Annotated in this window: 19 protein-coding genes; 14 read left to right on the top strand and 5 right to left on the bottom strand. The window is 42.4% G+C overall.

All coding sequences use genetic code 11. The features are described 5' to 3' along the window. The first annotated feature begins 24 nt into the window (after nucleotides 1–24). A complete protein-coding gene (locus FHW88_RS22600; protein ID WP_090528924.1) occupies nucleotides 25–771 on the top strand; it encodes an RluA family pseudouridine synthase in 747 nt (248 codons plus the stop codon). A gap of 25 nt (nucleotides 772–796) precedes the next feature. Here the strand turns inward: FHW88_RS22600 and yiaK are convergent, their stop codons facing one another. Next, on the bottom strand, nucleotides 797–1,780 hold the full coding sequence (gene yiaK, locus FHW88_RS22595) for a 3-dehydro-L-gulonate 2-dehydrogenase (protein WP_090528927.1): 984 nt from the start codon (nucleotides 1,778–1,780) through the stop codon (nucleotides 797–799). Nucleotides 1,781–1,869: 89 nt separating this feature from the next. On the opposite strand from yiaK, the gene FHW88_RS22590 reads away from it, so the two are divergent. Both FHW88_RS22590 and purN read left to right on the top strand, forming a co-directional pair. Beyond that, nucleotides 1,870–2,376, top strand: a complete 507-nt coding sequence (locus FHW88_RS22590) for a DUF5004 domain-containing protein (RefSeq protein WP_176627993.1) — start codon at nucleotides 1,870–1,872, stop codon at nucleotides 2,374–2,376. A 107-nt stretch (nucleotides 2,377–2,483) separates the two neighbouring features. Then, on the top strand, nucleotides 2,484–3,062 hold the full coding sequence (gene purN, locus FHW88_RS22585) for a phosphoribosylglycinamide formyltransferase (protein WP_090528933.1): 579 nt from the start codon (nucleotides 2,484–2,486) through the stop codon (nucleotides 3,060–3,062). Nucleotides 3,063–3,106: 44 nt separating this feature from the next. Here the strand turns inward: purN and FHW88_RS22580 are convergent, their stop codons facing one another. Both FHW88_RS22580 and FHW88_RS22575 read right to left on the bottom strand, forming a co-directional pair. Further along, a complete protein-coding gene (locus tag FHW88_RS22580; protein ID WP_176627992.1) occupies nucleotides 3,107–3,391 on the bottom strand; it encodes a type II toxin-antitoxin system RelE/ParE family toxin in 285 nt (94 codons plus the stop codon). A gap of 14 nt (nucleotides 3,392–3,405) precedes the next feature. Then, nucleotides 3,406–3,642, bottom strand: a complete 237-nt coding sequence (locus FHW88_RS22575) for a hypothetical protein (RefSeq protein WP_176627991.1) — start codon at nucleotides 3,640–3,642, stop codon at nucleotides 3,406–3,408. 195 nt (nucleotides 3,643–3,837) lie between these two features. On the opposite strand from FHW88_RS22575, the gene purH reads away from it, so the two are divergent. The 6 genes from purH to rodA all read left to right on the top strand — a co-directional run bounded on the left by purH (nucleotide 3,838) and on the right by rodA (nucleotide 11,413). Continuing rightward, entirely contained in the window at nucleotides 3,838–5,364 is a 1,527-nt protein-coding gene (gene purH / locus FHW88_RS22570; protein ID WP_176627990.1) for a bifunctional phosphoribosylaminoimidazolecarboxamide formyltransferase/IMP cyclohydrolase, read from the top strand. 273 nt (nucleotides 5,365–5,637) lie between these two features. Beyond that, nucleotides 5,638–6,660: a rod shape-determining protein gene (locus FHW88_RS22565; RefSeq protein WP_090528947.1), complete on the top strand. Its 1,023-nt coding sequence runs from the start codon at nucleotides 5,638–5,640 to the stop codon at nucleotides 6,658–6,660. Between the two features lie 116 nt (nucleotides 6,661–6,776). Next, a complete protein-coding gene (gene mreC, locus FHW88_RS22560; protein ID WP_176627989.1) occupies nucleotides 6,777–7,610 on the top strand; it encodes a rod shape-determining protein MreC in 834 nt (277 codons plus the stop codon). Next, the gene (locus tag FHW88_RS22555) at nucleotides 7,603–8,121 is read left to right on the top strand and encodes a rod shape-determining protein MreD (protein WP_176627988.1); all 519 of its coding nucleotides are present in this window, start codon (nucleotides 7,603–7,605) and stop codon (nucleotides 8,119–8,121) included. The genes mreC and FHW88_RS22555 overlap by 8 nt, the downstream gene beginning before the upstream one ends. Beyond that, nucleotides 8,118–10,151 (top strand): penicillin-binding protein 2, encoded by a 2,034-nt coding sequence (gene mrdA, locus FHW88_RS22550; RefSeq protein WP_176627987.1) that lies wholly within the window; start codon nucleotides 8,118–8,120, stop codon nucleotides 10,149–10,151. Before FHW88_RS22555 ends, mrdA begins: the two co-directional genes overlap by 4 nt. Further along, nucleotides 10,148–11,413, top strand: a complete 1,266-nt coding sequence (gene rodA / locus FHW88_RS22545) for a rod shape-determining protein RodA (RefSeq protein ID WP_176627986.1) — start codon at nucleotides 10,148–10,150, stop codon at nucleotides 11,411–11,413. Before mrdA ends, rodA begins: the two co-directional genes overlap by 4 nt. 86 nt (nucleotides 11,414–11,499) lie before the next feature. Here rodA and FHW88_RS22540 read toward each other — a convergent pair whose 3' ends face one another. Further along, entirely contained in the window at nucleotides 11,500–12,567 is a 1,068-nt protein-coding gene (locus FHW88_RS22540) for a hypothetical protein (RefSeq protein WP_176627985.1), read from the bottom strand. Between the two features lie 73 nt (nucleotides 12,568–12,640). Between FHW88_RS22540 and FHW88_RS22535 the strand changes: the two genes are divergently transcribed. The 5 genes from FHW88_RS22535 (at nucleotide 12,641) to FHW88_RS22515 (ending at nucleotide 16,230) form a co-directional block, all read left to right on the top strand. Next, complete coding sequence (locus FHW88_RS22535) at nucleotides 12,641–13,222, top strand: thymidine kinase (RefSeq protein ID WP_090528965.1); 582 nt, start codon at nucleotides 12,641–12,643, stop codon at nucleotides 13,220–13,222. A 138-nt stretch (nucleotides 13,223–13,360) separates the two neighbouring features. Beyond that, nucleotides 13,361–13,729, top strand: coding sequence for a response regulator (locus FHW88_RS22530; protein ID WP_176627984.1), 369 nt, complete (start codon nucleotides 13,361–13,363; stop codon nucleotides 13,727–13,729). Between the two features lie 368 nt (nucleotides 13,730–14,097). Beyond that, on the top strand, nucleotides 14,098–14,424 hold the full coding sequence (locus FHW88_RS22525; protein ID WP_090528970.1) for a DUF6686 family protein: 327 nt from the start codon (nucleotides 14,098–14,100) through the stop codon (nucleotides 14,422–14,424). Between the two features lie 167 nt (nucleotides 14,425–14,591). After that, nucleotides 14,592–15,440 carry a helix-turn-helix domain-containing protein gene (locus FHW88_RS22520; RefSeq protein WP_176627983.1) on the top strand — a complete coding sequence of 283 codons (849 nt, stop codon included), beginning with the start codon at nucleotides 14,592–14,594 and terminating at the stop codon, nucleotides 15,438–15,440. A 76-nt stretch (nucleotides 15,441–15,516) separates the two neighbouring features. Then, complete coding sequence (locus FHW88_RS22515) at nucleotides 15,517–16,230, top strand: SIP domain-containing protein (protein ID WP_176627982.1); 714 nt, start codon at nucleotides 15,517–15,519, stop codon at nucleotides 16,228–16,230. 305 nt (nucleotides 16,231–16,535) lie between these two features. Here the strand turns inward: FHW88_RS22515 and FHW88_RS22510 are convergent, their stop codons facing one another. Beyond that, nucleotides 16,536–17,012, bottom strand: a complete 477-nt coding sequence (locus FHW88_RS22510) for a T6SS immunity protein Tdi1 domain-containing protein (protein WP_176627981.1) — start codon at nucleotides 17,010–17,012, stop codon at nucleotides 16,536–16,538. Nucleotides 17,013–17,150 lie beyond the last annotated feature (138 nt).

The following is a 17,150-nucleotide window of genomic DNA, read 5'->3' as shown; positions in this document are numbered from 1 at the left end:
GATGATGGCCATGAACTATTAACCATGAACCATGAACTAACACAAATGGCCCGTCCTGAATTTAATTATAGCAATGCCGATATTACCGATAAGGATGTTCTTTATGAGGACAACCACCTTATTGCCATAAATAAACGTGCGGGAGATATTGTACAGGTTGACGAAACCGGCGATGAGCCGCTGGACGAAAAGGTAAAAAAATACATCGCCAAAAAATACAGCAAGCCTAACGGCGCTTTTTTAGGCGTGGTACACCGCCTTGACAGACCGGTAAGCGGCGTGATCCTGTTTGCCAAAACCAGTAAAGCGCTCGACCGGATCAACAAAATGTTTAAAGCCCGCGAAATGCATAAAACCTATTATGCAGTAGTGCGCAAAAAACCATTTCCCGAAGAAGGCACCCTGGTACATTGGCTGGTAAAAAACTCACAGAAAAATGTAACCAAAGCCCATGACCGAGAAGTACAGGGCAGCTTACGCTCGGAGCTAAGCTATAAATTGGTGGGCGAGCTAAACGGATACTATTTAATTGAGGTTGACCCGATAACCGGTCGCCCGCACCAGATCAGGGTACAGCTTTCAACCCTCGGCTGCCCCATCGTAGGCGATAATAAATATGGCTATCCCCGCGGCAGCCTGCGCAAAAGCATTTGCCTGCATGCACGCAAGCTTACGTTTGTACACCCGGTAAAAAACGAACCGGTTGCTATTATCGCTCCCGTACCGCGCGATGGCTTTTGGGAAAAATTTGAGGGAATGATGGTAGGGTAAATTTGTCAGTAGTCAATCCATCGGTTCACATCGCCAAAACCCTTTCCCAGATCTCCTCATTAACAGGTATCCCATCCCGTAAATTCCGCTCTCTTGTTTTGAGCATATTTTCGCCAGGGTATGAAACCTGCTCACCATCAACAGGATTGCTGCTTTTGGTGTAGCCCAGGATTTCATTTATTAAACGCTCATTTTGCTCAGTGTCTGTTTTCAGGCAGATAAACACTTGCGATACGCCCCACTCCTTTTCGTGTTCGCTGATTTTTGAGGTAGATTTTCCTCCGCTTAGTAATGTCGCCAGCAGATCAAGCATCAGCGATAAACCCGACCCTTTCCAAAAACCAATAGGCAACATCCGTTTTGACTGCAAAATGGCATCGGCATCAGTACTTAAATTCCCTTCATGATCATAGCCACCGGGCAATGGCAAAGGTTTATTTTGCGATTTGCTCTCCATCAGCTTACCTACCGAGTATTGCGAAATAGCCATGTCCAATAAGACATGTCCGCCTTTACGCGGCACCGCAATAACCAGGGGATTATTACCAAGCCGCGGGTCGAGCCCGCCCCAGGGCGGCAGGTTAGCAATGGTGTTTGTAAAACAAATGCCTATAAATCCGGCATCAGCCGCCTGTAATCCATAAGTGCCACCACGCATCCAGTGGTTGGTATTTTTGATAGCCACACAGCCTATGCCGTACTCTCCGGCCAGTTCAACAGCCCGGCTCATACATGTGCTTGCGTTTAACATGCCAAGACCAAAATTACCGTTCCATTGCTCAATTGCACCCAGATTGTCTACCATTACAGCTTCCGCATCCGGTTTAAACAAGCCTTCCTTTACAGTTTGTACAAAAGCAGGAAACCGGTTAAGGCCATGACTGTAAACACCATCCCTGCTGTTGGCGGCGAAAATGGCGGCGCATTGCCGGGCTTTTGCAAGCGGCAGATCAATACTTAATAGTACTCTTTCAAATTCGGCTTCAAGTTTTTGGTATGGAACGCGCATTGGTTTTGAAATAAATTTAATTTATAGCGTTTATTACAGTGTACTGATGCAAGGTAATCAACCATATTTTATAATTTTGCCTTTAATAAATGAAAAGAACCCCGCTGTTGTTTTTCCTGTTTTTAATAAGTATTGCGCTGATTGTTAATTCATGCAAGAAAGATAACTTAAGCCACATACCCGGATTATTAGCAGGTAACTGGCAATTGGCTTCTATAACCGTTACCAATTATGTGGGTGATGCCCAGGTATCTTTAGATACCTTAAACCAAACTTGCCAGGATACCCAACTTTTTACCTTCAATGCCGACAATTCCTGCAGCTACACTAATTTTCAATGCAAATCAGATACCGCGAAGGGCCGCTGGTCGCTTACTGCAAATAAATTATTTTTAATTTCGGATATGGTTTGTAACGATACCACCAAAGCATCGGGCGGTACCTCAAAGCCATTTGAAAACACTAAAATAGTTACCTTGGGTAATTATTCGCTGGTATTAGAAACAGGGGATGTTGAACCAAACTATTCGGCAACAAAAAAACGACGCATTATGCGTTATGGGTTTATCAGGCAAAAAGTAACTGCCACCCAATAGTTTTAATATTTTTAATTGTAAAATGGTTTTAATAGTTTCAATGCCAAGTAAACAGTCAGCCCGATGAAACTATTGTAGCTTCATCTTCGTTGAAAAACAAATTATCGATGAAAAAAAGAATTGCCATTTTCGCTTCAGGTTCCGGCTCAAACGCCCAAAAGTTAATGGAGCATTTTAAACGCAATGCCGATGCCGAAGTTGTGCTAATACTTACCAATAATCCTCAAGCTTACGTTTTACAGCGTGCCGATAACTTTGAGGTACCCTCGCATATTTTCAGTCGCCATGAGTTTTATGAAACAGACGGTGTTATCCGCTTGCTTAAAAATTTACAGGTTGATCTGATTGTATTAGCCGGTTTTTTATGGCTTGTGCCCCAATCATTATTAAAAGCATTTCCCAATAAGATTATTAATCTGCATCCTGCCCTGTTACCCAAATATGGCGGCAAAGGCATGTACGGCGATAACGTACACCGCAAAATATTGGAAGACAAAGAAGAGGAAAGTGGCATCACCATTCACTTCGTTAACGAAAACTTTGACGAAGGCGAGATCATCCACCAGTCGAAATTTAAAATTGAACCGGGCGATACGCTTGAGATCGTAAAATTTAAAGGCCAGCAGTTAGAGCATAATCATTTCCCGAAAGTTGTTGAGGCGTTGTTGAAAAAGATGAAAAGCTGAGTTTTTTAGTGATTAGGGGGGTATCTAAGTTCTTTTATGGGTTATTAAAACAACAATGACCCATGTATAATTTCGTAAACAGTCAATTCACCATCAACAATTTTAAAGGCTATAACCCAGTCATTGAAATGACTGCAAGAATATTTGAACGCGGCTAAAACCTCATGGTTACAAATGGAATGCTGTACTCCGGGTACAGCTAATCTTTTGATAGCTGTCTTGAATTTCAAAGCAAATCTTGCACCGCTTCCCGGCGTATTTTTCGATTCTACAAAATCAACAATCGCATCAATAACCTTTAAGGCCTTAGGCTTAATAGTAACGTTCAAAATACAGAATGGGCTTATTGAGTATATTTAGAAAAAGCTTTATCTAACGGGATAGCTTCTTCATCAAGATCTTTATTTAAATAATTAATCAGCTCTTCGTTTGTTGCTTTTCTTCCAATCCCCCTCGCGACGTCAATTGTATTCAAATCCTTAACTTCTTGTGTTTGCGCAGAAAGACCAAGCTCTTCAGCAAGCTGCATCAACAAGCGGGTCTTTTTTTCCGAATTTGATTGAATAATCACCGTAGTCATATACTAAGTTACCAATTATTTATGAATACCTCAACAATTAGCCTATCGAACGCACGGTAATACACATTAAATATCGCCTGCTATAAAATTTCGATGTGGATAAATATCGATCCTATGCTAATAACTAATCTCTAATTAACTAACCTCCAATTAACTAAATATCACTACCTTTGCGGCTCAAAAAACAGTGTGTACATGAGCCAGTCAGTTCAAATAAAAAATGCTTTAATTTCTGTTTATTACAAAGATAACTTAGAGCCCATCATTCATGAGTTAAACCGCCTTGGTGTAAATATCTATTCAACCGGAGGTACCGAAACTTTTATCCGCAATTTAGGTGTAAATGTGATCCCGGTTGAGGACCTTACTTCATACCCTTCGATACTGGGTGGCCGTGTTAAAACCCTGCACCCTAAGGTTTTCGGTGGTATTTTGGCCCGCAGGAGCTTTGATGGAGATAAACAACAATTAGAGCAATATGAAATTCCTGAAATTGATTTGGTAATTGTTGACCTGTACCCGTTCGAGGAAACTGTACAATCAGGTGCCGGTGCCGAAGATGTGATCGAAAAGATCGATATCGGTGGTATTTCTTTGATCCGTGCAGCTGCAAAAAACTTTAAAGATGTAGTGATCGTAGCTTCAAAAGATGACTACGCAGGCCTTGAAAATATCCTGAAAACGCAGGAAGGTGCTACCACAATTGATCAGCGCCGTTCATTCGCTCAAAAAGCATTCAACATCTCGTCAAACTACGATACACATATTTTCAACTACTTTAACGAGGCAGAACCACTCCCGGTATTTAAACAAAGTATCCAAACCAGCCAGGTTCTGCGTTACGGCGAAAACCCTCACCAAAAAGGAACTTTTTATGGTAACCTTGATGCCATGTTCAACAAACTGAATGGTAAAGAGCTTTCATACAACAACCTGGTAGATGTTGACGCTGCCGTTGCTATTATTGATGAGTTTACTGAGCCTACTATCGCTATCCTTAAGCATACCAATGCCTGCGGTGTAGCTTCGCGTTCATTTATTAAAGAAGCATGGATCGATGCCCTGGCTTGTGACCCTGTATCGGCCTTTGGTGGTGTTATTATTGCCAATGCCGAGATCGACGCAGAAACTGCAACTGAGATCGACAAGATATTTTATGAGGTGCTGATCGCTCCGGCATTTACAGACGAAGCAGTACGGATCCTATCAGGCAAAAAGAACCGCATCCTGTTGGTTCGCCAGCCGGTTGAACTGCCTGTTAAGCATTTCAAAACTTTATTGAATGGTGTAATTGAGCAGGATAAAGACGCCGTCATTGAAGGTCCGGCCCAAATGACTACTGTTACTGAAAAAGCACCGACTGAGGCTGAATTGAAAGACCTGTTCTTCGCTAATAAAATTGTAAAGCATACCAAATCGAACACCATTGTATTTGCTAAAAATAACCAGCTAATGGCAAGTGGCGTTGGTCAAACCTCAAGGGTTGATGCACTTAAGCAAGCCATTATTAAAGCTCAAAGCTTTGGTTTCGACCTGAACGGTGCGGTAATGGCGTCCGACGCTTTCTTCCCCTTCCCTGATTGTGCCGAACTGGCTGCCGAAGCTGGGATCACCGCCATTTTACAACCGGGCGGATCGATTAATGACAAGCTTTCGGTTGCCATGTGCAATGAAAAAGGTTTGGCTATGGTTACTACCGGCGTACGTCACTTTAAACACTAACATTTAAGGTTGACCGGGTTGATTTGGTGAGTAGTTTATTAGGTTAAAAACGTTTGATTGAAGAGTAGGGATTGATTTGGTGAAAAGGAAAAATGTTTTTAACCTGTTTTAACTTAATTTACCTGTAAATCCGGTCAACCATCTAATAAATAAGCTCTATCAACCCAACCCCAACACAATAAATGTGATTTTTTAACGCTTAAGTTTGCAAAATGCTAATTTATTTAAGCGTATTTTTATAAACTTTGCATAACATACTGAAAGAAATACCAGATGGGTTTATTTAACTTTTTTACACAAGAAATTGCTATCGATTTAGGTACAGCAAATACCCTCATTATACATAACGACAAAGTTGTTGTTGACGAACCCTCGATTGTGGCGTTTGACAGAACAACCAATAAAGTGATTGCCATAGGCAGGCAGGCTATGCAAATGGAAGGTAAAACGCACGATAATATCCGTACCGTGCGCCCGCTTAAAGACGGTGTAATTGCCGACTTTAACGCCGCCGAGCACATGATCCGTGGGATGATCAAAATGATTAACCAGGGCAAGGGATGGTTCTTTCCATCGCTGCGTATGGTGATCTGTATCCCATCAGGTATTACCGAGGTAGAGAAACGTGCCGTGCGCGACTCGGCCGAGATTGCCGGCGCTAAAGAGGTTTACCTCATCCATGAGCCTATGGCTGCCGCTGTAGGTATCGGCATCGACGTGGAAGAGCCGATGGGCAACATGATCATCGATATTGGTGGTGGTACTACCGAAATTGCCGTTATTGCTTTATCAGGTATTGTTTGCGACCAGTCAATCCGTGTTGCAGGAGACAACTTTGATTCGGACATTGTTCAATATATCCGTCGCCAACATAACATCATGATTGGTGACCGTACTGCCGAAAAAATTAAAATTGAGGTTGGCGCCGCGCTTCCTGAACTAAGCGAGCCACCGGGTGATTTTGCCGTACAAGGCCGTGACCTGATGACCGGTGTGCCAAAACAAATTATGGTATCATATACCGAGATTGCACATTGCCTTGATAAATCAATTTCAAAAATTGAGGAAGCGATATTAAAAGCGTTGGAAATTACCCCTCCCGAGCTTTCGGCCGATATTTATCAAACCGGTATCTACTTAACCGGTGGGGGTGCTTTATTGCGCGGTTTGGATAAGCGTGTGGCTGCCAAAACCAAACTACCCGTTCACGTTGCCGAAGACCCTCTTCGCGCCGTAGTACGCGGAACCGGCACCGCCCTTAAAAACATTGGCAACTTTAAATTTTTAATGCAGTAAATTAGAAACAAGAATTTAAGAATTAAGAGACAAGAAGGAAATAAGTTGAATGTTGTTCTCCTTTTCTTGTCTCTTGGTTCTTGTTATCTTGATTCCAATTTCAAATCTGAAAAGCAATGCGTAACCTTTGGATATTTATAACTAAGTATAACGCGTTTTTTTTATTCCTGATTTTTGAGATTAGCTCGCTGCTTATTTATATTAAATACAACTCGTTTCAAAAAGCGTCTTTTATTAACTCAACCAATAAAATAACAGGCTCGTTGTATAGCCAGGTTGACGCCTTAAAAGAATACCTGTCATTAAAAGAAACCAACGATAGCCTTGCCCGCGAAAATGCTAAACTTCGCGGCCAGCTCAAAGCTTCCATGTATGTCGATACTGTTGAAAAGCACAAGGTTAATGATACCGTTTACAAGCAGCAGTACAGTTATATTGTAGCCAAAGTAATCAATAACTCATTCAATAAACGCAGCAACTATATTACTATTAACCGGGGTAGCAGGGACGGCATCCAAAAAGATATGGGTGTAATAACAAGTGCAGGTGTTGTGGGCCAGGTTATTGCAGTAACCGAGCATTTAGCTATTATCCAATCAGTTTTGCATAAAAACACGCGGTTTAGCGCCATGCTTGCAGGTACTAAAGATATAGGCTCGTTTGTATGGGGTAACGATCTTGATCCGCACAGGGGTGTATTGATAGATATACAGAATAATGCTCAGCCCAAAATTGGTGATACGGTGGTTACCTCGGGCTATTCGCTCTTCCCTACCGGTATACCGTTTGGCAAAGTTACCAACCTGCATGCCAAAGGCGGCGGTTTACTCATCAACGTTGAGGTAGCCTTAGCTGTTGATTTTACAAAGCTTCAATACGTTTACGTGGTAAATAACAAATTTGCCGGTGAACAAACGGTACTGGAGGCCGTACAAAACAAAAATGAGTAGGACTATCCTTATTAACCTTGCCAGATTTATTATACTGGTTTTTATGCAGGTTTTCCTGTTAAAAAACATAACGTTTTATAACCTTGCTACACCATATTTTTATATACTGTTCATCTTGCTGCTTCCGTTTGAAGTTCCAAACGTGCTGTTGTTTGTACTTGCTTTTGTTACCGGGCTAAGTATTGATGCCTTTTATGATACACCCGGCCTGCACGCCGCGGCTTGTATTGTACTGGCGCTTGTACGTGTTTTATTCATCAGCATCACGGTACAAAAGGATGGCTTTGATAACGAGCCCGAACCTACTTTGAGTATCATGGGTTTCAGGTGGTTTTTTACTTATGTGTTGATACTTACTTTATTCCACCACTTTTTCCTGCTTAATTTAGAGGTTTTTAGTTTTTCTGAAATACAATACACACTAAGCCGTGTTGTTTTGAGTTCATTGTTTACCGTATTTTTAATACTAATTTCGGGCCTGCTATTTTTCAGAAGGAAAGAACGTAAATGAATAAGTTTTTTGAACGCCGCTACGTTGTTACCGGTATTTTTATAGCTATCATATTAGCCCTGCTGGGAAGGCTGTACTATATCCAGATAGTTGATGATAAGTACGAGATCTATGCCAACAGTAACGTAAGGCGTACTACCATACTTTACCCTGCCCGCGGGCCTATACTTGACCGTAACGGCAAAATCCTTGTACAAAACGAACCCATTTATGATGTTACCGTTAACCCCAAGGAAGTAAAACCTTTTGATACCATGTTATTTTGCAAAATGATAGGTATCGACAAAGAGGGTTTCGACAAACGCTTTACCAAGGCTAAAAAACAATCGCCCAATACAGCATCCGTATTTGAAAAACAACTTTCTGTTCAGTTGTATGCTTCATTGCAGGAAAAGCTGTTTGAGTTTCCGGGCTTCGCTATAGTGCCCCGCACCATACGCACTTATCCCGACTCGGTAGCCGCACAGTTTTTAGGTTTTATTGGCGAGGTCACCGACAGGGATATCAAACGCTCAAACGGATATTACCGCCTTGGCGATTATATCGGCGTTACCGGCGTTGAAAAGGCATACGAAAATGTATTGCGCGGTCAGCGCGGCGTACAGGTACAAATGGTTGATTCGCACGGTGTACCCAAGGGTTCATTTGCCAATGGCGCGCTTGATACCGTACCCCGTTCGGGCGAACGTCTGACCTCGTCGTTAGACGTTGACCTGCAAAGGCTTGGTGAAAAACTAATGCAAAACAAACTGGGCAGTATTGTGGCCATAGAGCCATCATCGGGCGAGATCTTATGTTATGTGAGCAGCCCTACTTACGATCCTAACCTCATGGTGGGCCGTCAGCGAGGCAACAACCTCGCCAAAATGTACAATAACCCATATAAGCCATTTTTCATCAGGCCTATCCAGGCACAATATCCTCCCGGTTCATCATTTAAACCATTAAGTGCCCTTATCGCGCTGCAGGAGGGCATCATTAACCCGAGCGAAACTTTTTATTGTACTGGTAATTACCGGGCAGGCAACCGCATTGTACACTGTAACCATGGCGAAGCACACGGCACGGTAAATATGGCCCGGGCCGTGGCCGAGTCATGTAACGGCTACTTCTCAATGGTGTTTCAACGTATTGTTGACCGGTACGGGGTAAAAAATACAGAAGCCAATTTCACCGCATGGCGAAATAATGTAATGAAATTTGGCCTTGGTGCAAGGCTGGACCTGGATATGCCTGCCGAAAGCCGTGGTAACGTTCCAACGCCTTTACATTATGATAATGTTTATCATAAAGGCGGCTGGCGTTCAAGCACCATCGTTCCGCTGGCCATAGGCCAGGGCGAGTTATTAGCAACACCTTTGCAAATGGCTAACCTGGAGTGTACTATTGCCAATCGCGGGTTTTACTATAAGCCTCACCTTATCAAGGCAATCGGTACTAAAAACGTAATTAAAAAAGAATACGTTGAAAAAAACTATGTTGGGATAGATTCGGGATATTTTGAACCTGTTATTAACGGGATGCAGGCGGTAGTTGAAAACGGTACAGCCCGCAGGTCAAAGATACCTGATATTATTATGTGCGGTAAAACCGGTACCGCGCAAAACCCGCATGGTGAGGACAACTCGGTATTCGTGGCCTTCGCCCCACGCGATAATCCTAAGATAGCGATTGCTGTTGTAGTTGAAAACTCGGGCGAGGGTGCGCATTGGGCCGCTCCTATTGCAAGCTTCATAGTTGAAAAATATCTAAAAGGTAAGATTACCCCGCGCGAATCGGGAATTACAGTTGATTATTATGCAAATGCTAATCGCCTGCCCGATCTTAGCCTTTATGCTCAAGACCTGCAAAAAGAACGCAGGCGTGACAGTATCAGGGCGGCAAAGGTTGATTCCATCAAAAAGCTCAAAGCCGATTCAATTAAAAAATTCAAGGCCGATTCGATAAAAAAAGAAAGGCGCGAATCAGCTTATAACAATAGGCCTGCGAACTGGATTAAATCATTAACGGGCGGGAGGGCAAGATCATGAGCACTCAGCAGCGGAGCTTCTTCTTCAATGTAGATTGGCTTACAGTTTTTTTGTACCTGGTACTTTGCACCATTGGTTGGTTTAATATTCATGCTGCAGTTTTTGACCCAAATCATCAAAGCTTAGTCGATGCCTCTACCAATTACGGCAAGCAGTTTATTTACATCTGCGTATCCATTGTGGTCGGTATTGTGATCCTCCTGCTCGAAAGCCGGTTTATTGCAGCCTTAGCCCCGGCATTTTACGTGGTGATTGTGCTATTATTGATACTGGTGCTGGTGATAGGCCGAAACGTAGGCGGTAATCAGGCCTGGATCAACATGGGCGGCGGCTTCCGGCTGCAGCCTTCGGAGTTTGCCAAGTTTGCAACCTGTTTATTGCTTGCGCGATATTTAAGCGGCACCAACATCCGGGTTACCGAACCCAAATCATTTTTAACGGCCGCCGTGATTATCGGGTTCCCGATGTTGCTGATCATGCTACAGCCCGATACCGGTTCGACACTGGTATTTTGCTCTTTGATATTTGTTTTATACCGCGAAGGGCTTTCTCCTTATTTCCTGGTGATAGCTGGGTTGTTCATCACCCTTTTCGTTACGTCGCTATTATACAATCCGCTGTATATTATCCTGATCCTGGCTGTAATAACCGCTTTCATTATCTTTTTATTTAAGCGTAACAGGCAGCTCATCAAAACCGTGATCATCGGCCTTGCAATCTCGATAGCGTTTATATTTAGTGTAAAGTTTATTTATACCCACGTTTTAAAGAAACATCAAACAGAGCGTATTAACATACTCCTGGGTATCACTACCGATTTAAAGGGAAAAGGCTATAATGTAAACCAGTCGAAAATAGCTATAGGCTCCGGAAAAATGTGGGGTAAAGGCTATTTACATGGCACACAAACCCAATACTCGTTTGTACCCGAGCAAAGTACCGACTTTATTTTCTGCACCGTCGGCGAAGAATGGGGCTTTGCAGGTTCATTAACGGTAATAAGCCTTTTCATGTTCCTGATATTGCGGGTAATTCTTATTGCCGAACGGCAGCGATCGCCTTTTACGCGTATTTACGGTTACGGTGTAGCTTCAGTGTTGTTTTTTCACGTAGTGATCAATATCGGTATGACCATCGGGGTAGTACCCGTTATTGGGATCCCTTTACCGTTCATCAGCTATGGAGGCTCGTCATTACTAAGTTTCACCATGCTCCTGTTCACGCTTATCAAACTCGATTCAAACAGGAAATCAAATGTTTGATAATTTAGTCAGAAGTCCGTAAGTCAGAAAGTTGGGGCACCTCTAAAATTGTCTTCACCATGAACCATCGACTATGAACTAAACCGCTACGAAGCAGGATATCTCCGTCGTAACAAAGCGTAAAACTTATCGGCTGTTGATGCTTTACTTTCCCAGTTGTTTTTAACTACGTAGTTTGTTTTCAGGAAACGTTCGGCTTCTTCAAAAGTGTTAAAGCGATTTACTATCTCGATAGCTTCACTATAGGCCAGGCTGTAACCATTAAACAGATCTTTTATATAAAGCAGCTTATCATTCAGGTTTATGGCCGATTTAAGATCGGTAACCGGTAGCTCAGCAGTGGTGCTTGCCCCGTTGTTCGCTTTCTCGGCCTTTTGGGCCATGATCCTTTGATTAAAGGTCAGTACCTGCTGGTTGTCGCTTGTATCTGCTGAAGGAGCTGTAGCAACAACAGGTTCTGCTGCGGGTTTTACGGGCTCAATTACCGGCACGGGCTGTTCGGCTATGGGTACTATCTCAACCGGCTTTTCGGGAAGTTCACCAATCAGTTCTTCCTGCTCAAACCTGTCAGCCTCATCATCCCACGTATCAGCCTCGTTTAAATTTAGCTCAAAACCGCTTCCTTCAGGAATTTCCTGTTGAAAAGAATAAGTATCTGCCTCTTTTTCGGCAGCAATATTTATTTGCGGTTCGGGTGTTTCTTTTATTTCGGGAGCGGGATTGATCACCTCTATTTTTACCGGGTTAAACGGCACCGGGGCCGGCGGTTCGGCATCGCTGGTAAGTTCTATCTTATCAACCGGCACAGGGACATGCTGTTGTACTACCGGTTCAAAAAAGCGCTGCTCATGCAAAGCTTCCTCCTTTGCAGGCGGAGGTGTTGCCGGCACCGGAGCGGGAGGTAACACCAGTGTCACCGGTGTGTGTTCTTCAGCTGCCGGCTGGTTTTTTTCTGCAAGCAGTGCAGGAGCAGCCGAGCGCTCGTTGATGCGGCGCAGTATTTCGGCATGGTCTTTTAAAAAATGGGCATTGGCTACAAAAAGTTCTAATTCAAGCTCGTTAAGTTCGCTGGGATCAGCTGCGAGGTAGTCGTATTGATCATTAAGCTCCTTTAAAATCCCACCTATCTTTTTAAATACATCCATTTGCTTCATGGCCTCAATGTTAGGAAAATGCTTACCAAAAATAGGATTAAATTCTGATATTTGCCGACTATAAAAGTCATAAATGGTATATCACGAAGAGGTTTTCAGGCGTAAAAGCGAAGTAGGCGGCAGTATTGAGGTTATCTGCGGATCAATGTTTTCGGGCAAAACCGAAGAGCTGATCAGGAGGCTTAACCGTGCCCGCATTGCCAAGCTTAAGGTTGAGATTTTTAGCCCTAAAGCCGATACCCGTTATGGCGAAGATGCCATCATTTCGCACAATGCCAGCAAAATAACCTCTACCCCGGTTGATAGCGCTTCGGCTATCTTACTGCTGGCCAGTGATGCCCATGTAATAGGTGTAGATGAAGCGCAATTTTTTGACGATGAGCTCCCCGAGGTATGTACCGTACTGGCCAACCGCGGCGTACGCGTGATTGTAGCCGGTTTGGATATGGATTTTAAGGGCCGGCCATTTGGCTCTATGCCCAACATTATGGCCATTGCCGAATCGGTAACCAAACTACAGGCCGTTTGCGTAAGGTGTGGCAACCCGGCCCAATACTCGTACCGCCTGGTACATGATAATTCAAAAATATTATTAGGCGAAAAGGAAAGCTATGAGCCCCGCTGCCGGGCCTGCTATAATACCGTTGCAGGTTAACATTTAATTAAATAATATATTTTTTATTTAATACTATAGCTAAAACAAATACCGGGTATTTGATTGTTATGTACTTAAACACAGCAGCTTCAAAAAGAAGGTGCTTTAATTTTAATAAAGTATAAAGCAATCAAGCTTATGGCCAAAAAGGTTTTAGTTATAGAGGACGATAAAGATATCCGCGATACCGTGGTGTATGTATTGGAGGAAGAAGGTTACGAAGTAGTACAATCCGACAATGCCCGAATCCTGCGTACCCTGACTACTATTAACCCCGGCCTGATTTTGCTTGATAACTGGCTCACCGATTGGAGCAGTGACGCAAACGGGCAGCAGCTAAGTAAAAGCATAAAAGACAATCCGGCTACCAGCCACATCCCCGTGATCATTATTTCGGCCGTGAGCAATATCAAAGAAATTGCCAAAGCCGGTAACGCCGATGGGTACCTTGCCAAGCCATTTGATCTGACATCACTTTCAGAGATCGTAAAAAAGCATATCAAGTAATCAACCCTTATCAGTATAAATAAAACGGCCCTCCATTAATTTGAAGGGCCGTTTTGTTAAAAACTACAATCCTCTAAGGAGAAGATTTTGAATAAATATCGTTGATATACAAATACTTAATTAAGCCCATTCTCTTAAATTCTGAACACATTTTGGAGTTTTCTTTATTTTTATTTGGATTTATTCTAAATAACATATTTCTTTGTTGCTGTTAATACGCTATGCGCAAAATAGTAAGCCGCAAGCCCATTAACAATTATTTGATTATTAATGCTTAAAATATAAAGTCCTGTTCTGTAGTTTAATTGTTTATATCAAACATTTAATCAGCAGAGCAGGCACCAATTCATTTTTAATTACCGGAATTTATGTGCGATGCTAAAATACTCAGCCAAAAGGGAACATCGGTAGTAAGCCGTTGCTCCGAATGCCAATGCCTATTTATATGGCACCATAACCTGATCCTTAGCTTTACACCCGATCAATTTATCCAGTTTAAAAATTTCGCTATCGATCTTGATTTCGGTGATCATTCTTTCCCATTTCCCGACGGACAGGAGCGCGTGGTGATGCGTACGCCGGTCAATGATATCCAGCTTACCTTTACTGTTGATGAATGGGAAGACTTTCATGTTGCTATGGATGAAGCTATTTACATGCAGGAGATTTATGCACTGGTTGATGGCGGTAAATAAATCCCCGAATTATTGTAATTATATAGCTGAAAGCAGAATGCACAAAGCCAAAAGTTAATTTAGCTAAATATTTAACAAATTCCATATAAAATAAATTCCTTAGCCTGGAGAAAATGTACCTCACGGTTAAAGATTGCGTTACCATAATACAATAACTACCCTGCAAAATGAAAGATATCCCTGTACACCAGCTACATGAACGATCAAACATAGGCTTTGAAATCAGGCACTTTGAAAGCGGCGAAGATTCAAAAAAAGTGCCGATGGGCGCCCATCGCGACGATCATTACCTGTTTTTTTTGATTGAAAATGGATCAGCATCACTGATGATAGATTTTAACGAGGTTCATTTTTGCGAAAACACATTTTATTATATTTTGCCGGGACAGGTACATCACCGGATAAATAATGCACTTGCCGGTGGCTGGTATGTAGCCATCGATTCACAGCATATTCCGGCCGACTTTCGGAATATATTTGAAAACCAGCTTTTTTTGCAACAGCCTTATCAGCTCAACGATATTGAATTAAAACAATACCAGCAGCTCCTTTGCCTGTTGCGCGAAAAAAATAGCGAGGATGATAACAGCGCTTTCTTTCTACCTGTTTTGCAATCGCTCATACAATCATTTGCCGGCATGGCAGCAGCCACTTTCAGTAACGTTTATACGCCCGAAAAGCAGCTTTCAAGGCCGGCACAAATTTCACATCAGTTTAAAAAGTTGTTATTGAGGCATGTGCGCACAATTAAAGGCCCTTCGGCATACGCGGGTATGCTTAATGTTTCCGAATCATATCTTAACGAGGTTTTAAAGAAAACCACCGGTTTCCCGGTAAGTTACTGGATAACTCAGGAAGTGATGCTGGAAGCAAAAAGATTACTGTATTACAGCGGCCTCAACGTAAAGGAAATTGCGCATGCACTGGGCTATGATGATCATACCTATTTTTCCCGGTTGTTTAAAAAAGCAGCATGCATTACGCCACTTGAGTTCAGGGACAAACACCGTAAATAATCCAATATTTACCCCGAAATTACTATTTCAGGAGGCTAAAATTCAATGTTTCTTTGTAGTATCAAAACACTACACCATGGAAACATCCACTCTTCATAAATTAAAAAGAAAGGCTGGCAGCTTGTTTGAAAACCAACTTTTACAAAGCGGCAGGGTGCTTGAAGTAAGGCACTGGGAGCCGTCGACCATGATTGAGATCGACTTGCACTTACCACAGGCCGATATGCAAAGCTGGCACGAAATACCCTACATAAAAATAAAAGTTGATAACCTTACCTACCGCGATTATACCCCTGCCGGCTGGGATGCCGAAACCAGCACCTGCACCCTGTATATTGATGCAGCCCATAGCGGTCCCGGCAGTAAATGGGCTAAACAACTTCAAAAAAACGATACCGTACGCTATTTAAAAATCCGTTCTACCCGCCACGCACCGGCCGGCACCCCGGCCATAATAGGCCTTGGCGATGAAAGCAGCATGGGGCATATGCTGGCCTTACAGCAAATGGTATTACCCGCAACGCGTTTTTCGGGCGCTATAGTTATGGCCGATGAAAATCACAGGGGTTTATTTAGCGAGTATTTCAAATCGCCATTAAAGCCTATTGAACGTAATGATGTATACGGCCACCACAGCCTTATCCAGTGGGTAATGGAACAACAGTATAACCTGGAACACTCGGTATTTTACATTGCCGGCAACCATACCATGGTAGGCGAATTACGTAAATTATTAAAACTGCAGGGGTACCCGTCAAGCCAGATTAGGATACAGGGTTTTTGGTCGTAGAAGCTTGTTTAAAAGCGCTTCTCCCTTACCTGAAACTCGTTCACCGACATTTTATGCCGTTTCACCTAAAATAACTGTTCAACAATGAGCTAACGGCACATCTTTGCGGCAAATAACATTATCATGAAAACATTCTACAATCCACTTATAGCTGTGATGATCTCCCTGCAGGAGCATACGGTAACCGTTATCCAGGCGTTGGCTAACCTGATCAGTTAATATATTCATCTGCCTATGAAAAACAAAGCCGCGTTGCGATCTTGCAAAGCGGCTTTTTAATATTGAAAATTTATTTGAAACCTCAATTAGTCGACTATTTTAATTTTGACGTTTGTTCCATTGGGTAGATCTTTTATTTGCTCACCAATAATGCCGGTTAATTCGAAATGACCTTTAATATCAACAGGCTTAAGATTGTCAATTGTGTATTCTCCTCCTAAAACCGGCATTTTCTTATAGCTGTAAACCTGGTGATCACCTAAATAAATACAGGCATCTTCAAGTTCCTTTAACAATTGAGGCATGAACCAGTTATCCACTTTTTCATCGTCATTTAAAAAACTGTAAAACTCTTGTTTATTATCAGCAACTTTCGATAAATCACACATATCCGTTGCAAGCCAGTAAATACAATCATCATATCCTATAAAGAACAGATCGCCGGGCTTTGATATCATTAAAATTTCCTTAAAATCTTTTATCAACCATAACCAGGTATCCATTAAGCCGGCAGTATTTATACCGTTTAAATTTATTACAAGCTCATCTAAATAGTAATCCATATAAGTTAGATTGTTAACACCTACTCTCAAAGTTAATATCCCTTCTGAGGTTTTTGCTTTTTACTCTCCAAAGTTTTACCGACGATATCACTTTTTTACCGGTATTTCTCCGATGTTTTACTGCCGTTCACCGATAAC

Source organism: Mucilaginibacter sp. SG538B, from assembly GCF_013376065.1.
Classification (GTDB): Bacteria; Bacteroidota; Bacteroidia; order Sphingobacteriales; family Sphingobacteriaceae; genus Mucilaginibacter; species Mucilaginibacter rubeus.
Note: the sequence above shows the minus strand (reverse complement) of the source record. Positions and strands in the feature narration are given on the sequence as shown.